The 15751-nt window shown below is 48.7% G+C and carries 10 protein-coding genes; all 10 read right to left on the minus strand.

Annotation, left to right across the window (positions count from 1 at the left end):
• Window positions 1-499: 499 nt before the first annotated feature.
• Complete coding sequence (locus tag PACILC2_RS04615; protein WP_213527768.1) at window positions 500-3802, minus strand: S-layer homology domain-containing protein; 3303 nt, start codon at window positions 3800-3802, stop codon at window positions 500-502.
• A 209-nt stretch (window positions 3803-4011) separates the two neighbouring features.
• Window positions 4012-7200, minus strand: a complete 3189-nt coding sequence (locus tag PACILC2_RS04620; RefSeq protein ID WP_213527770.1) for an S-layer homology domain-containing protein — start codon at window positions 7198-7200, stop codon at window positions 4012-4014.
• 335 nt (window positions 7201-7535) lie between these two features.
• Complete coding sequence (locus PACILC2_RS04625) at window positions 7536-10235, minus strand: S-layer homology domain-containing protein (RefSeq protein WP_244863233.1); 2700 nt, start codon at window positions 10233-10235, stop codon at window positions 7536-7538.
• A gap of 82 nt (window positions 10236-10317) precedes the next feature.
• The gene (locus PACILC2_RS04630) at window positions 10318-13011 is read right to left on the minus strand and encodes a winged helix-turn-helix domain-containing protein (protein ID WP_244863226.1); all 2694 of its coding nucleotides are present in this window, start codon (window positions 13009-13011) and stop codon (window positions 10318-10320) included.
• 171 nt (window positions 13012-13182) lie between these two features.
• Window positions 13183-13683: a sensor histidine kinase gene (locus tag PACILC2_RS26315; RefSeq protein WP_244863227.1), complete on the minus strand. Its 501-nt coding sequence runs from the start codon at window positions 13681-13683 to the stop codon at window positions 13183-13185.
• Between the two features lie 14 nt (window positions 13684-13697).
• The gene (locus tag PACILC2_RS26320) at window positions 13698-13829 is read right to left on the minus strand and encodes a histidine kinase dimerization/phospho-acceptor domain-containing protein (RefSeq protein WP_244863228.1); all 132 of its coding nucleotides are present in this window, start codon (window positions 13827-13829) and stop codon (window positions 13698-13700) included.
• 29 nt (window positions 13830-13858) lie between these two features.
• On the minus strand, window positions 13859-14350 hold the full coding sequence (locus tag PACILC2_RS26325; RefSeq protein ID WP_244863229.1) for a HAMP domain-containing protein: 492 nt from the start codon (window positions 14348-14350) through the stop codon (window positions 13859-13861).
• Window positions 14347-14502: a winged helix-turn-helix domain-containing protein gene (locus tag PACILC2_RS26330; RefSeq protein WP_244863230.1), complete on the minus strand. Its 156-nt coding sequence runs from the start codon at window positions 14500-14502 to the stop codon at window positions 14347-14349. The genes PACILC2_RS26325 and PACILC2_RS26330 overlap by 4 nt, the downstream gene beginning before the upstream one ends.
• Complete coding sequence (locus tag PACILC2_RS04640; protein ID WP_244863231.1) at window positions 14441-15034, minus strand: response regulator transcription factor; 594 nt, start codon at window positions 15032-15034, stop codon at window positions 14441-14443. The genes PACILC2_RS26330 and PACILC2_RS04640 overlap by 62 nt, the downstream gene beginning before the upstream one ends.
• Before the next feature lie 167 nt (window positions 15035-15201).
• Window positions 15202-15693: a hypothetical protein gene (locus PACILC2_RS04645; protein WP_244863232.1), complete on the minus strand. Its 492-nt coding sequence runs from the start codon at window positions 15691-15693 to the stop codon at window positions 15202-15204.
• Window positions 15694-15751: the final 58 nt, after the last annotated feature.

Consider the following 15751-nt stretch of genomic DNA (forward strand, 5'->3'; position numbering starts at 1 on the left):
GCTGCCACGCACGCACTATGAGCCCCTCGGACTCCCTTCCTGCAGACCGTTCACTTCACCTCTGGGGCTTATAGAAGGCCTCTTTACGGTTTCTGCAACCGTGCAGGGGAGGGCCTCCCCAGTTCACTGCATCCTCTTTCATACCATGCCGTTCCCTCTACGCCGGAGGATTCTTCACTGCCGCTCCAGGTTCTAGGCAGCTCCCATGGCCTTCGTCCATGTACGCGGGACTCGGCTTCCTCTTTTCCCTCTTGCGAGGCCTTTTTGACGACGCGGCAGGATTCACTTTCATGTTACGGCCTGGTATGTTGCTCGCCCTGCCTCTGACAGGTACTTTCGTCGATACGCTTCTACGTACAGATTTCGCCATACGTAGGTATCCTAGCTACGCGGGGGCTTGGCCCTTCCCGCGACCGGACTTTCACCGGCTAGAAGATGCGTGCTTAGCTGGGCACGCCGCAAAAAAGGTGCAGAAGCAAAAGCGCTTCTGCACCAAACCTTATTGTGACAACAGCTCCAACAATCTCAGGATACTGGTGACCGCTTCCGCGCGGGTCAGCGTCTCATTCGGCGCGAAGAGATTGCGATCGCGACCGTGAATGATGCCCATGATACGAACCTCTTCCACGTAACTTTTCGCCCATGCCGGAATACGGGCATCGTCTGCAAGTCGGGTGTGCGTATGGTCGGTCAACTCCGCTCCTGTTGCTCTTGCGATCATCACCGCCATTTCCACACGAGTGACCGGGCGACCAGGTCGAAATGTTCCATCTTCATATCCTGAAACAATGCCTGCCCTTGCCGCCAAATCAATCGCTTGCTTTGCCCATTCGCCAATTTGCTCCCCGTCCGCAAAAGCAGGCGCATCGCCTCCCGCTTCTCCTTCCAGCCGCAAGGCACGAACGAGCATCAACGTAAATTCAGCGCGGGTGACGGCATGATCCGGTCTAAACGTACCGTCAGGGTATCCGGCAATGATGCCTTTTGCATAGGCTTCCTGAATGAACGGCTCCGCCCAATGACCCGCAATATCCGCAAATAACGGCTCCGGGGAAGGCGGGTCCGGCATCTCCTCTTGCATACGTTCCACGGTGATGGAATACGTTCTGCGCGTTCCGTCTTCTGCAGTGACCACGATGTCAATGATATCCGTATCCGTGTGCAAGGGGATGCGAATGCTTCCCTGATCACTCCGGACTTGCCGACCATTCACGCTGATTCCAGCCTGATGATGTGCAGCACGGATCGTGAGCTGGATGCTGTCAGCATCATGCGGGATCAAAGCCTTGTACGTCGTAATGTCCCCCGAAAATTCCGGTATCAACGCGCCTTCTGACAAGATGAGCTCCCTCAGTGTTGCATTGCCGGAGCGGATATAGACAGGCGGACTCGGCGGTTCTGAAGAAACCGGCTCCCGCTCTAAACGAAAGCGCCGGGATATTCGGTAACTCTCTTGACCAACCTGATCTTTGGCGTAAATGTGCAAATACCAGTCGCCGCCGATTTTGTCTGCATGACTCAACGTGCTTTGGTTAATGAAAGGTTGCCAATATGCATGTTCATCCAACGGGTCTGAACTCGTTGACCAAACATAACGGAGGGAAGCGGCATCGATCCCGCTGCCGTCGTCCTTCACGTTGACTTGACTGGATATGGTCCGCGAAAGGGTTTCATCGCCGTCGGGTTTCAATTCGATCTCCGGATTCGTGTGATCGATACGGATGAGTACATGCTCGCTCATTTCATTGCCTAATACATCTTCCACTCTGAACCAAAGCGAGTACTGCCCCTCTGTTGTGAAGTCGAGCGGATCATGATAAATCTCCCAAGCCGCTCCTTCATCCAACGAATATGCAATGGGCCGCAGCGCGATCCCGTGGTCATGAGAAGCATAAACCGCTGCGGTCACACTTTGGTTCGTCCACGTTCCGCTGGGATATGCTTTACTGTCATTATCGGTAAAATACAAATCCACATCCAGCTTCAGGCCGCTTCTGCTGATCTTCACGGTCCGCTCAACGATCGTACTCTTATTGCCGATGTCATCCATCGCTTGCGCCTGGATCTTCGTTTGCCCTTCTTCCGTCACCTCTAAGCGGATAGGTGTACCGTTAAATGCACGATCCTCCCACTCCTTGTCACCGACTTTCACACGAATCGTGTGAACATCTGTCTGCCTTGGGTTAGCGGCGCTGTGGTCGATCGCCACTTCCACTTTGGCAGCATTGGTCCAGCCGTCGGGATGAAGGGTGATCGTCGGCGGTTCCGGATTTCCGCTGTCCACGACGATGTCGAGAGTCTCGGACTTGTCGAATAAGGAGACGGTGATCGTCGCTTTGCCGCCTTTGACGGTGCTGACCTCCCCGTTAGGATCAACACGCACAATTTCGGGGTCATCCGGATCAACGCTATACCTGGCGGTTGTTGTCGCATTGTAGCGATCCCCGTTTTGATGTTCCGTATTCACGGTAATGTGGGTCTTGTCGTCAAGGTTCAACTGATCGTTTGCAATGGACGCAGCCCAGGAGATGAGCGGGTTTTGCCATTGGAGAAATGGCCGATGTCCGTCGTACTGGTACCAGCCCTCTGTGAGATCCCAATCCTTAAATGTTTCCGGATCGCGGAGATCCGCCTCTTCCACAGGTATTCCGATTCCATTGTCAGGGAGTTCACCATCCGTATAGCTATCGGTCAACCAGTAGCTGCCGGCGACCTCAATGATATTTCCTCTTTCTTCATATTCATTATTCGCCCCGACCAGCCCGCCAGTCTCAGAATGACCTGTTACCTTGCCTGTCGCGTAACAATGCTCAACTTCTATCACTGAACTTATTGGCGAATCGTAACCATTTGTAACATTAAATCCGATCAAACCACCCACGTATTGCTTACCGTTGACATTCCCTGTCGCATAGGAGTTCTTAATTCTGACCACACCAGATGGAAGGGCTTCAGCTTTACCAACAAATCCACCTACAAGCTGGTCTCCATTAACCTCCCCAGTCGCATATGAATTCGTGATTTCATTGACACTTCCTATATTTCCCGATGAAATTATGCCAACTAAACCACCTACAAGATTATTTATGCCCGCAACGTCACCAGTTGCAAATGAATCGCGAATCGTAATCTTTTTACCAGTCGAACCCCTAAATAGACCTGCCAGACCCCCGACTTCACGCTCTCCGACAACTTCGATATGGGCGGATGACCCGATCACGTCATTTCTAACAATACCGGCTAACCCGCCAACCTTCATTTCTCCTCGAATAAGGGTTCCCGTTACCGTACTGTTTTCAATCATCCCGTAGCTATACCCTACTAACCCGCCGATGTAATCATACCCCTTGATCTCCACGACCTCGAGATGGACATTCCGGATGACAGCCGTTTCTGACGTTACTCCAAACAAAGATTGGTAGTTCTCATCTTCACGGTTGATCTTTAAACCTGTAATTTGATAGCCGTTGCCATCAAATGTTCCGGTAAAAGGAGAAGAGTATTCCGTTGCGATTGGCAACCATCCTTCTCCGGAACTGTAAGTTGAAAGATTAATATCGGCTCCCAATTTGAAATGGGCATCCAGATAATCTCTCACTTTGTTCAGCTGTTCAGCGGTTTCGATAATATACGGGGCTTCTTCCGTGCCTGAGCCGCCGGCAAAATCACTGCTTAACGGCGCGAATGCACCGTCATCGGCGGCCTGAACCGATATGCCGACATTCCCAAACAGTTGTGTCCAGGTCCATCCGAAAAAAAGAACTAACGCCGCCAACAGAACGGATGATTTAAACGGTCTCATTTTCCTTTCACTTCCTTTCTAATGTGCGGAGACCGCAAGTTCCACATCATTGTCCGTCATAAAGTCCACTCCTCGCCTTCTCCAAGGCTTCCAGATCAATTCTTTCCATCGCAAGCATGGCCTTGTTCACGCACTGCTGTTGTTCCCCGGATTCGTCGGAACTGATCGCTTCCCAATCGGAGGGAAATACTTGTCAGCACGATGCTCTATCATCTATCCAACAATCTTAGCAGCATCACCGTCGCTTCTGCACGGGTAGCCGTTTCGTTCGGCACAAACCGGTTTCCGCCGCGGCCATCGACAATGCCAAGTTTGCGGATGGCTTCGACCGCACCTTTCGCCCACTGCGGAATCGTTTCATCATCGGCAAAGCCGGTTGACGCATTCGCGTTAAGCTGTAGTTGTAACGCCCGAGCGATCATCACCGCCATTTCTACGCGGGTGATCTGTGCGTTTGGCCGGAAGCTGCCATCGTTGTATCCATCCACGATGCCCGCTTGTACGGCCTGCGCAACGGCTTGCTTCGCCCATCCGCCGATCCGGTCATGATCCGTGAAAGTTAGCGCGGAGCCGTCACCTTCCAGTTTCAATGCACCTGCCAGCATCACAGTAAACTCGGCGCGTGTGACTGGATGATTCGGTTTAAATGTGCCATCTGGATAACCGCTGACGATGCCTTTCTCTACAGCACGCATGATGTAGTCCTCCGCCCAGTGTCCGGCAATATCAGAAAATGGCATCGACGATTCATGAGTAGCCGTCTCTCGAATCACGGTCAGCGTATATCGCTTCTCGGTACCGTCTTCCGCACGAACGACAAACGTGAACTCATTGTTGCCGCTTGCCAGCTTCTTGCTGATCGGCGCCGAGCGTGACAAACGTACACCATCAACGTACACTTCGGCCGCATCGTGCGCTGCTTGAGCAATACATACCATTTCCTCTGCATCTGTAAATACGGTGTAATCATGCACATCAGGAGCAAACGAAGGTTGTAAAGTTAACATCCGACCGTTTGCCCATATTTCCAGTGATGAAAGCTTGGCATCGCTGGAAACACGATCCGTACGGGAAGACGGTGATGACGAGGAGCTTCGCTTACGCTCGTCCAGCACGATCACACTTACCTTCGCCTTGATATTCAGCGGATTGTTCACCCACTCAGGCAATTGCAAGGTGCCTATAAATTCATAACGACCAGCCACCTTGCCATTGTATTCAGGGTGAACTTCATTCCAGCTCACTTGCACCTCAATCGTGCGAAGATCGTCCAACGTAACATACACCGAATCGGGTACGGAAACATCCTGCAACTTCGTGTTATAAGGCACATATATCGTATCTGGCCTTTGAATTTCCGTAATCGTTAGCAGTTGGCGCTCAATGTATAAAGAATAAGTGCGCTCCTCCTTTTCATTTTCTGATATAACTTGGATATAAATCGAATTGTCACCGATCTCGAGCACCGCTTCTTGCCCACCAATCACCTCATACGATGCCGATGAGTCGTAAGTTGAAGCTGTTACTGTCACGCGATCCATTGAATAAGGTACCGTCAAATAATAAGTAAACAGATCTGGATTGAAATTTTCTAAAATTTTACCATTGATTCGAATCTCAGACAACTTGGCATTCGACCCCGGTAAAACACGAACCTGTAGCTTTGCCTTCAATTTATCCGGGTTCAGATAATATTCGGGCAATTGCAAGCTTCCAGATATCCAATATGTCCCAGATTGATCCGGATTGTAATCAGAATTCACTATTTCCCAATTGACTCCCACATCCGGCTCTAACGTCTCGTTGTGCAGTTGTATAGAAACCTCGGTTGGCAAATATTGCGCTAATTGATCGCTCGTGATATGCTTGCTTATTTCAAGCGTATTGAGATCATTCACCGCTTTTACCACAGCATACGGCGTTGCGCTAACCGGAGCTGACAACTGGCTTCTACTATTCCCTTCAGTAACGGCTTGCACAGCAAACCAATATTTTGTTCCTGCCTTTAACTCATCAACCAGCCATGATGTGTCCATAAGCGGCTCGTCATTTAATGGTTTCCAGTTCGATAAATCCTGCGTATCCGGCGGCTCTGATCCTGTAGCCATATAGATTGCGTAAGAGGAGGCATCAGAAACCACCTCCCATTCAAGCTGCACAGACCTTTCTCCAGCCTTTGCCGTTACGTTAGTCGGAGCATCTATATCAACCTGCCCGATCGCATATAAATGTCCATCGTAAGAACCCACATAAATCGTACCATCGGCACCGATGGCCGCTGATGAAGTAATCGAACCGCCTGTCTGAAATGACCACCGCATATTGCCCGCTGAATCTATCGCGTACAAATTGCTGTCGTGAGTTCCGACATAAAGCATGCCATTGGCATCGACAATCGGCGTAGCATAAGTAACGTATCCAAATTCCGCCGACCATCTGGGGCTAACGTCATCCGCCGCTTGTTGCGGCGCAAATGCATAGAGTTTCGAATGAGTCTTTATATAGATCGTACCGTCAGAACCGATAACCGGAGTGCTGGAGATCGGATCTTTTGCATCAAACCTCCATTGTAATTGACCCGACGAATCCAGTACATATAAATTACCATCCTCTGAACCCAAGTAGATCGTCCCATCATCCCCGATTGCCGGTGTCGCTCTGATCGCACTACCCGTTTTAGTTTCAAAGATCCATTTCGGCTTGACATCATCCGCATCTTGCTCCGGTTCAAATGCATAGAGAATACCTTCGAAATCACCCACATAGATCTTACCATCAGCTGCAATTACCGGGGACGACTTAATCATCGGCCAAAATGCTGATATTTTGTATGACCACTTTTCCCTTCCCGTGTCTCCATCGTCGGAAATTGCATGAAAAGTACCGTCCTCGGTAGCGACATAAATCGTCCCGTCCGCTCCGATGGCTGGTGAAGGGGACACGAAAACCAGTGACCCTATTTTCAAATCCCATTTCAAAGTACCGTCTGGATGAATCGCATATAAATAACTGTCATCCCCCCCGACGTAGATCGTCCCATCAGCTCCGATGGATGGCGACGAATAAATGCCGGGGTTGCCAAAATCACTGCCATGGATCGCAAATTTCCATTTCTGCTCGCCACTCGCCGTCAACGCATACAAATGCCCGTCGTCTGAGCCGACATAAATTGTACCGTCTGCAGCTATCGCCGGTGATGAACGTACACGTCCTTCAGTTTTAAATGACCATTTCATATCAAACGCTTCGCTGCCGGAAAACCTCGACTGTCTCGTCCAGTTAAACGCCGTCGGTTGAATCGCTTCCAGGTCATAATTCCCTTGCTCATATCCAGAGCCTTGTATAAACGACTCAGCAGCAGATGCTTCAACGCTGCCATCGACAAGTATAATGGCCATATAACAAAAATAGCGAATAACAGATTGAATTTTTTATTCATCTTCATATATTTCCCACCTTTGTATTAATGTATCAATGAAGAAAACGCTAAAAACCTGGCAACCATTATAAAAAGATTTACTCATTTCAAACTGAAAACATTGAAGCTAGAGTGAAAGGCTGGGCGGAGCCAGCCCCTCCTCATCAAACCGTACGTGAGGTTTTCCCTCATACGGCTTTCCGGTGATCGTCATCATGCAGCATACAGATTACAAGTGCGTTTCCAGTCTATATAGGACGGACATTGATTTCACTTCGTGACGATGAGGGAAATACTTGTCAGCACGATGCTCTATCATCTATCCAACAATCTTAGCAGCATCACCGTCGCTTCTGCACGGGTAGCCGTTTCGTTCGGCACAAAACGGTTTCCGCCGCGGCCATCGACAATGCCAAGTTTGCGGATGGCTTCGACCGCCCCTTTCGCCCACTGCGGAATCGCTTCATCATCGGCAAAGCCGGTTGACGCGTTAGCGTTAAGCTGTAGTTGTAACGCCCGAGCGATCATCGCAGCCATTTCTACGCGGGTGATCTGTGCGTTTGGACGGAAGCTGCCATCGCTGAATCCAACCACGATGCCCGCTTGTACGGCCTGCGCAACGGCTTGCTTAGCCCATCCGGCAATCTGGTCATGATCCGTGAAAGTTAGCGCAGAACCGTTGCCTTCCAGTTTCAATGCACCTGCAAGCATCACGGTAAACTCGGCGCGTGTGACTGGATGATTCGGTTTAATTGTGCCATCTGGATAACCGCTGACGATGCCTTTCGCTGCGGCGCGCATGATGTAGTCCTCCGCCCAGTGTCCAGCGATGTCGGTAAATGCAATAACCGGTTCATTTGGCTTTGGCATTTCACGATAAATGGTCAGCGTATAGGTTTTCTTCGTGCCGTTTTCCGCTTGTACCGTTAGTTCAATCGTATTGTCGCCTTCCTCCAAATCGACTTGAATACTGTCCGTAATTACCTTGTCCTTCCATATCACTTTCGCCGCGGAGTGAGCTTCTTTGACCACAATCTCAATTCGTTCGGCTTCTGTACGGGCCGTATATTCTGCTGTTCCAGAAGCAAATGAAGGACTGAGCTTCAACGATTTCTCGTTTGCCCATACTTGCAAATCTGCCAAGTCAGCATTACTAGATAATACATATCCACCCCAACCGCCTCCTGAATCACTGTTCCCCCCTGGTGCTCTTGGGGTCGCTGTCGCTACGTTGGAGATATCACTGGCTCCTTCCTCAGAGATAGCCTTCACTGCAAATGCATACGTTGTTCCGTTCGTCAATCCTGTGACGATATAGGAGTTCGCTGTAACATTCGATTGAATGAGCTTCCAGTTCGCCGGATCGACAGAAGCCGATGGGCCTTCCGCTTGGTAAACTGCGTAAGTCACGCTGCCTGTTCCCGTGACAGCATCCCACTTTAATGTAACGGAACGATCAGCCGCAGAAGCTGTTAAATTCGCCGGTGCAGGTATCGTTGCAATCGTATACTGTTCCTCCAGCACTTCGCTGTCGAGCATGCCGTCCTTCACCGCAATGGCCTTAAGCGTCATTCCCCCAGTCACTTCGATGGGCGCGGTATATTCCATACTGCTGCGGCTCGGCATACTGCCGTCCGTCGTGTAGTAAACCGTTGCTCCTTCCGTTGTCGTGCTCAATGTTACCATTGTACCTGCCGGGACTGCACCGCCCGCAGGACTGGCGACTGGTTTCGATACTTGCTCTGGCTCTGCTTCTCGTAAGAGCTTGATCGTATACGTTTTACTTTCTTGCAAATAAGGGGATACTTTCACTTGAACAACTGTTTGTTCACCTTCAACTTCGACCTTGACTCCTTCGACCTGATCGGATTGTCGCTTACCATTCACATACACATCGGCATACTCCGGGTTTTCCAATGTAGCCAGCACATTCACTGAAGTGACGCTATTATCAATTAGAACAGTGTATTCCTGCTCCGAAACATCAAACAAGAACTCCAATTCTCCACCACTTTGATCGGTCAGTTTGATCGTTTTGAGATCACTTGTTGGAATGTTGAGTTGACCTGAACGATTATCACCCCAGGCCACGATCGTCCCATCCTCTTTCAAGGCAAGCGAATGATAGAATCCCGCTGCAATCGCGATCACGCCGCTTTTCGCTGCATCAGGTACAACCGTTTGTCCGTGGTCGTCCGATTCTGTGTTGTCTGAAATGCCCCAGGCAATGACAGATCCATCAGACTTCAAGGCAAGAGAATGTGCATACCCTGCCGCAATGGCGACAACATCACTTTTCGCTTCCTCCGGCACATCAGATTCTCCGAATTCGTTTCTCCCCCAAGCAAACACCTTCCCCGATTCAGTTAATGCCAAAGAATGATGAACTCCTGCACTAATGGCTACTGCATTGCCCTGCACCTCTTCAGGCACATTGAGTTTTCCCCGACTCTTATCTCCCCACGCAATCACATCTCCGTCTTCTTTTAGCGCTAAAGAATGCCAATATCCCGCTGCAATCGCGATCACGCCGCTTTTCGCTGTATCAGGTACATTCGCTTGTCCGTAGTCGTTTCTCCCCCAGGCAATGACTTCTCCCGAAGATGTGAGGGCTAACGAATGGAAGGCACCAGGTCCCGCAGCAATGGCTACGATATCGCTCTTCGCTTCCTCCGGCACATCGGTTCCCTCTGCTCCCCCCCAGGCGATGACCTCGCCGCTTACTGTGAGAGCCAGGGAGTGATTATCTCCCGCGCTCACCGAGACAATATTGGACTGCGCTTCATCGGGGACTTCAATGGGGACCATGGTTTTGTCAATTTTATTCTCCCCCCAGGCGAGCACTTTCCCGTCCGCTGTTAAAGCTAAGGAATGATTCCGCCCTCCTGCGATTTGCAGGATTCCTCCCGAACGATCACTCAAGGCTGGATGAAAACTCCCTTGAGCAGACACGTTGTCATAGGGTACCGTGATCAGAAACGACTGCATGAGCAGCAAAGCGATGCACAACCTCACCAAGCCTCTCCTCCTGTTGCATATGTATGATTGTTCCAAGCTTTTTCCCCATGGATTCATCTCTTACAAATCCTCCTTCAAGTTAATCTCTGCATAGCTTCACCCCATCTATTGTATATTCTTCCAATCCCATTGTGATCAACCCTGCCCGGCACAAAAGATCAAAAAGGTTGAGCAGGGTGGTTGAGATAATTTGTACAAAATAAAAAGAACGGGTCAGAACAATTGTAGTGTTCTGGCACGTTCCAACGCTTGTAAGCGATTTTGGATTGCAATTTGCAGTAGATATTGTTAATATGTGTTTTACGGTTGCCAGGGAAACATTCAATTTAAGCGCGATTTCTTTATTAGACATTCCCGTTTCCATCAACCGAAGCACGCTTTGTTCTCTGGCTGTAAGAGCAGCCAACGTTCTATCATGGGGAGTACCGGCTTCCCTTTCGGCTAGCGGAATCAGTCTCCGCAGCCGTTTCACATAGGATAAAGGCACCTTATGGCTGGGGCGGCGAAGCTGATTTTGGCGCAATCGGATATATTGATCCATCAATTGCCCAAGTGATGCTCCTTCGTCGACAAAGGTCCGGATATACCCTTCCGGCCGCGCCAATGCCAGCGCTTCTTCCAGTACGTCCATGGAGTCCGAAATCTTTCCTTGTAAGGATAGGATCATACTCTTGTGAACGAGCAGACGAATTCGGTCGCTTTGCCGTCCTTCTTCTATTGACAGCTGGAGTAGACGCTCCGTCAATGCTGCGGCTTCTTCCATTTTTCCTTGCTCCGCCAATATAGAGGCCAGTAAATCGTATTCCTTGATCATGGATACCGGAATTTCATCACGGAATCGCAAGCGGCTCTTTCTCAGCCATTGTCTCACCGGTTTCTCTTCTCTATGCATCCTGCCCAGCATGGCGCGAAACGAGGCGATTTTCCCGGACAAACGCGAATTCGCCGTCTTGGACGTGAGTTGGGTTAGCTCGCGTAATATGTGCTTTGACGTCGCCTCGTCTCCTTGTACGGCGGCAATGCGGGCAAGCCAGAGCGCTGCGATGGTCGCCAGGCTTCGATTATCATGCAATCTTCCAATATCATAGGCTTGGCGCATCAGCTTTTCCGCTTCGACCAAGCGATTTCGTTCGTACTGCATTTTGCCTAAGTCGATATAAAGATGAGCAACAAAATAGACATTTCGGGTTTCAGACCAAATCGACAGCAAGGACGTTAACACCTGCTCCGCCAATCGAAGGCTGTCATCCGACACGTAGATATCCCACACCGGATGATAGCCATTCTCGTCGCTCCCAAACTCAATGAAGAAATCGCCTTCCGGATGCTTCTCGACATATTCATGTGAAAATTGAACGGCATATTCAAAATCACAATCCAAAAATGTGCGAAATGCAGCCAGAAAAGCGAGTCCGGCTTGCAATGTTTCGGCTTCTTCAGGAGGAAGGGGATCTGTGTCCTCTTCTAGCCTGCGAACCGCTTGCCAATACCCGTCAGTGGCCGCTTCGACATGCCCGGACAAGTACTGGGAAGCGAGTTTTGTCAACAGCATCATCGGTCTGGCAAATAACAGCGTGTCGGGAATTGCGTTTAACCACTTGCAAAGCGTCGTCCATTCATTGGTCATCAGCTCCGGTGTCATCTCCTCTATCAATGATAGCGCATGTTCATAATCGGCAGCCGCAAGGTAATGATCTACCGCTTCATGCGGATAACCGTTCTCTTCCAACCATTTTCCCGCTGTCATGTGAAGTGTTTGCCATTGCCGCGGCTCGCGCATTTTCAACTGCGCCGTCAAAAATTGCCGGAATAAATGATGATACCTGTACCACTCCCGCCACTCGTCCAAAGCTACAAGAAACAAGCTTTCCTTGTCTAATTGTTGCAGATACGCATGACTTTCGGCTATACCGGTTACCGCTTGACAAAGTTCGCCCTTCATCCGGTCCAAAATGGAAGTATAGAGTAAAAATTGCTGCATCGTTGCGGATTGTCGGGCTAACACCTCATCAAAGAAGTAATCCGATATATCACGTTCCGTCCCCGCCATCTTCCGGATTAGAGATACGGGATCGGTATGTTCGTGCATTGACAAGACCGCCAGTCGCATCGCCACTGCCCAACCCTCTGTCTTTTTTTGTACGGTCGCCACATCTTCATTGGATAATTGTATACCACCGCACATCGCAAAAAATTCAGTCGTTTCGTCCGGCACAAACCGGAGATCGCTCGCCTCCAACGTAATCAGCCTATTTTCTGCTCGTAGTCTGGAAAGAGGAAGCGCTGGAGAATTTCGGCTTGCAAGATAGAGATGGACATGTAGTGGTAAACGTTCCAGCAGATAAGTGACGCCCTGCAAGATGGACGTTTCTTCGATATGATGAAAGTCATCCCATACGAGCACCATCGTGTGTGAAATGCGATGTAGCCCGTTGATGAGCGCAGCAATCAGTGACACACCCGATGGATCTTCTGCGGCATGACGAAGGACGTCCTGTTGGTCAAAAGACGGATAAGCTTGTTTTAACGCTGCAATGGTATGTGCCCAGAAGCGCGTGCGATCATTATCCCCTTGATCAAGCGAGACCCAGGCGACGGGATTTTCCAGCGTCATCACCCATTCGCCGAGCAATGTCGTTTTGCCATACCCGGCTGGAGCTGAGATCAAAGTAAGCGTGCGATCTAACCCTTCATGCAAACGCCGGGTGAGACGGGAACGCACAACAAGCGAGCTTCGCGATCGAGGAATATGCAGTTTCGTGGCTATGATCATGGCTTGCCCCCCTCCCTTATTTGGCAACCGTCATGAGATATGAACATTTTTTCTATTATTTTACCAAAAAACTTTTATTTAGGTAGGGCCTTATCGGAGCATGTCAAATCACTTCGATCGACAATGCTGGGGGTACTATTAACTTGAAATAGAATGGAGTACATCTTTCCGCTAGTCGATGACAGGAAGGCGGACGATAAAGCCTTTCATCGTTTGCTCACGACTGTATTCAATCGTTCCCTCATGCTTTTTAATAATGGATAACGCTATGGATAGACCTAGCCCTGTGCCTGCCTTGTTCTTCGTTCTACCTTCCGAAGTTCTGTAAAACGGTTCAAAGATAAACGGAATGTGTTTTTCATCTATGCCATCTCCGGTGTCCATGATAGAAATGAAACACTCTCCTTCTTGACTTGCACACGTGATGATCACTTTTCCTTGTGGCTTGTTGTACATAATAGCGTTCTCGACCAGATTGCTGATGGCTCTCTGGATTAAAATATCGTTCCCATATATCTCAACATCAGGATGGATGTGGATTTCAATAGAAATTGTCTGTGTTGAAGCTAAATCGTTTAATTCACTCACGACTTTACGGATCATTGAACCCACTTCAATCACATCCTTATCCGGGTCATTATTTTTAGCCAGAACGAGCAGTTCATTGACCATATGATTCATTCGTTTTAACGTCTTTTCAAAATGTCCGAGAGCTGCCGATAATCTGCCAAAGTTGCGGATGGATCACTCCTCAAGACTTCCAGATTCGTCTTCAAAATCGTCAAGGGAGTTCTAAATTCATGAGCGGCATTGGCCATAAAACGTTCTTGCTGCTGGAAGGCATGTTCTAATTTTTCAGCATGGTATTGAACGATTCCGTTAATTCTTTCAATTCATCATTGGGCAGTTCCTTAACAGGAAGCTGCACGGACAAATCATTAGCATTGATTTTCATAAGTCGTTCACTCAATAAACGCACCGGCCACAGACTTCTTTTGGAGAGATAAAACGCCCCGACCCCACCTAATATAATCATGATGAGCAGGCAGATCAGCGAAAAAAGGAGAACTTGTCCTTTAAATGCAATCAATTCAGATGAAAAGCTTACATCCGATCTGAGCATCCCCTCTTCGTTTACCTGATTCACTTCAATGGTGGGTACGATCACTTCATGATCTTGTTGAAGTAGCATATCATTGGGCTTCACATGAACAGCAGGAAGCATAATTTGAACAAAAACATTGAGCGAAACCAACAGAAACACGCCTGTCAATATGATTAAACCCAGGTTCCACAACACGATTCTTCCCGCCAATGTGAGCCGCTTGCTTTTCATCATTTTGATAACCTCTCAATTTGTTTGTTCAGTCGATAGCCGTACCCTGGCACCGTATTCAAAAAGTTTGCATGGATAACGGATCTTATCTTACTACGCAAAGTCGTAATATGTACCCTGACGGAATTGGAAAAGGGTCCGCATGCTGATCCCACACATGTTCAACCAATTCTTCGGACGAGACAACTCGATCAGGATGAGATAAAAATACTGTAATAAGGCAAACTCCTTACGAGTAAGGGTCAGCTGTTGCCCAGCACAAGTTGCTGTCATCGTGATCGGATTCAACTCGATAGGGCCATAGGTGAGCAGCGGGCTTTCTCGTAAAAGATCACGTCTCAATAAGGCGCGTATTCTTGCTTTCAGTTCTTCAAAATCAAATGGTTTACCAAGATAATCGTCCGCTCCCAAATTCAATCCTTTCACACGAGAAGATGTATCAGAAAGCGCTGTTAGAATCAGCACTCTGATTTGTTTGGACAGATGTCGTATGTGTTGCAGCACGTCTAACCCATTCCTATCTGGCAAGTTTAAATCCAAGATGATGATATCGTAGGCATGGATTTCCGCCAGGTGACAGCCTTCTTCTCCATCAAATGCAATGTCTACCGCAAATCCTTCCATTTCCAATCCTTTTTTAATCGCATTGGCCAAATCTTGCTCATCTTCAATTACCAGCATCCGCATCTTTTGCTCACCTCTCATAAAACAATGTAGTCGGGGAATGGTTTTTGTTTAGATCGTGATATTTCCGGTGACTGTCACTTGATGGGTATCCGTATTGTAAATCCCCACTCGATAGTTGTCAGCGACATTCACTACAAAGGTTCGACTATCGGCACCGCCTGTAAAGTTCACATAAAAAATGTATTGTCCGAGTCGATTAAACCAACTCGAAGTGTAGCGTCCCGAGGCAGCCATGTCAATGATATGGTTACCTCTTCGTTCCGAGTCAAATACCACGGGTTTCCAGACCCATCACTTATTGTGGCAAGTGATGATCCCGGCAAGTTGAAGTTAACCGGATAAGTAGCCTGTACACCAACATCGTCAGAATCCCCAAGATTCAATTCAATGATGTTTTCCTCTGATAGTTGAATTTTGTGTACCGGCTGCCCGTCCACAGTGACATCACTTGAAGTTGGGTTTGTGTCATTCACTTGAGAAATTGCTTGTTGATTTACTGTAACAGCTCCAGAAGACTGACCCGAAATATCCTCTGACTTCGAAACAACATCACTCGTTTGAATCGTTACTGGCAGCGCATCATTTGCCAAGGCAAATGCGGTCATGGGCAACACGGTTATCAACAAAACAGCCGTAATTAAAAAACGTTTCATTCTCATTTTTTCACCTCATTTTTCTTTTCCCCGACTACTTAACCACAGTGTATTTGATCTGTTG

It is taken from the genome of Paenibacillus cisolokensis (assembly GCF_018403665.1).
Taxonomy (GTDB): Bacteria; Bacillota; Bacilli; order Paenibacillales; family Paenibacillaceae; genus Paenibacillus_AH; species Paenibacillus_AH cisolokensis.

Bases quoted from the DNA above. Each gene is read 5' to 3' on its own strand.
- PACILC2_RS04615 (WP_213527768.1), bottom strand. From the start codon at position 3,802: ATGAGACCGTTTAAATCATCCGTTCTGTTGGCGGCGTTAGTTCTTTTT.
- PACILC2_RS04620 (WP_213527770.1), bottom strand. From the start codon at position 7,200: ATGGCCATTATACTTGTCGATGGCAGCGTTGAAGCATCTGCTGCTGAG.
- PACILC2_RS04630 (WP_244863226.1), bottom strand. From the start codon at position 13,011: ATGATCATAGCCACGAAACTGCATATTCCTCGATCGCGAAGCTCGCTT.
- PACILC2_RS26315 (WP_244863227.1), bottom strand. From the start codon at position 13,683: ATGGTCAATGAACTGCTCGTTCTGGCTAAAAATAATGACCCGGATAAG.
- PACILC2_RS26320 (WP_244863228.1), bottom strand. From the start codon at position 13,829: ATGGCCAATGCCGCTCATGAATTTAGAACTCCCTTGACGATTTTGAAG.
- PACILC2_RS26325 (WP_244863229.1), bottom strand. From the start codon at position 14,350: ATGATGAAAAGCAAGCGGCTCACATTGGCGGGAAGAATCGTGTTGTGG.
- PACILC2_RS04640 (WP_244863231.1), bottom strand. From the start codon at position 15,034: ATGCGGATGCTGGTAATTGAAGATGAGCAAGATTTGGCCAATGCGATT.
- PACILC2_RS04645 (WP_244863232.1), bottom strand. From the start codon at position 15,693: ATGAGAATGAAACGTTTTTTAATTACGGCTGTTTTGTTGATAACCGTG.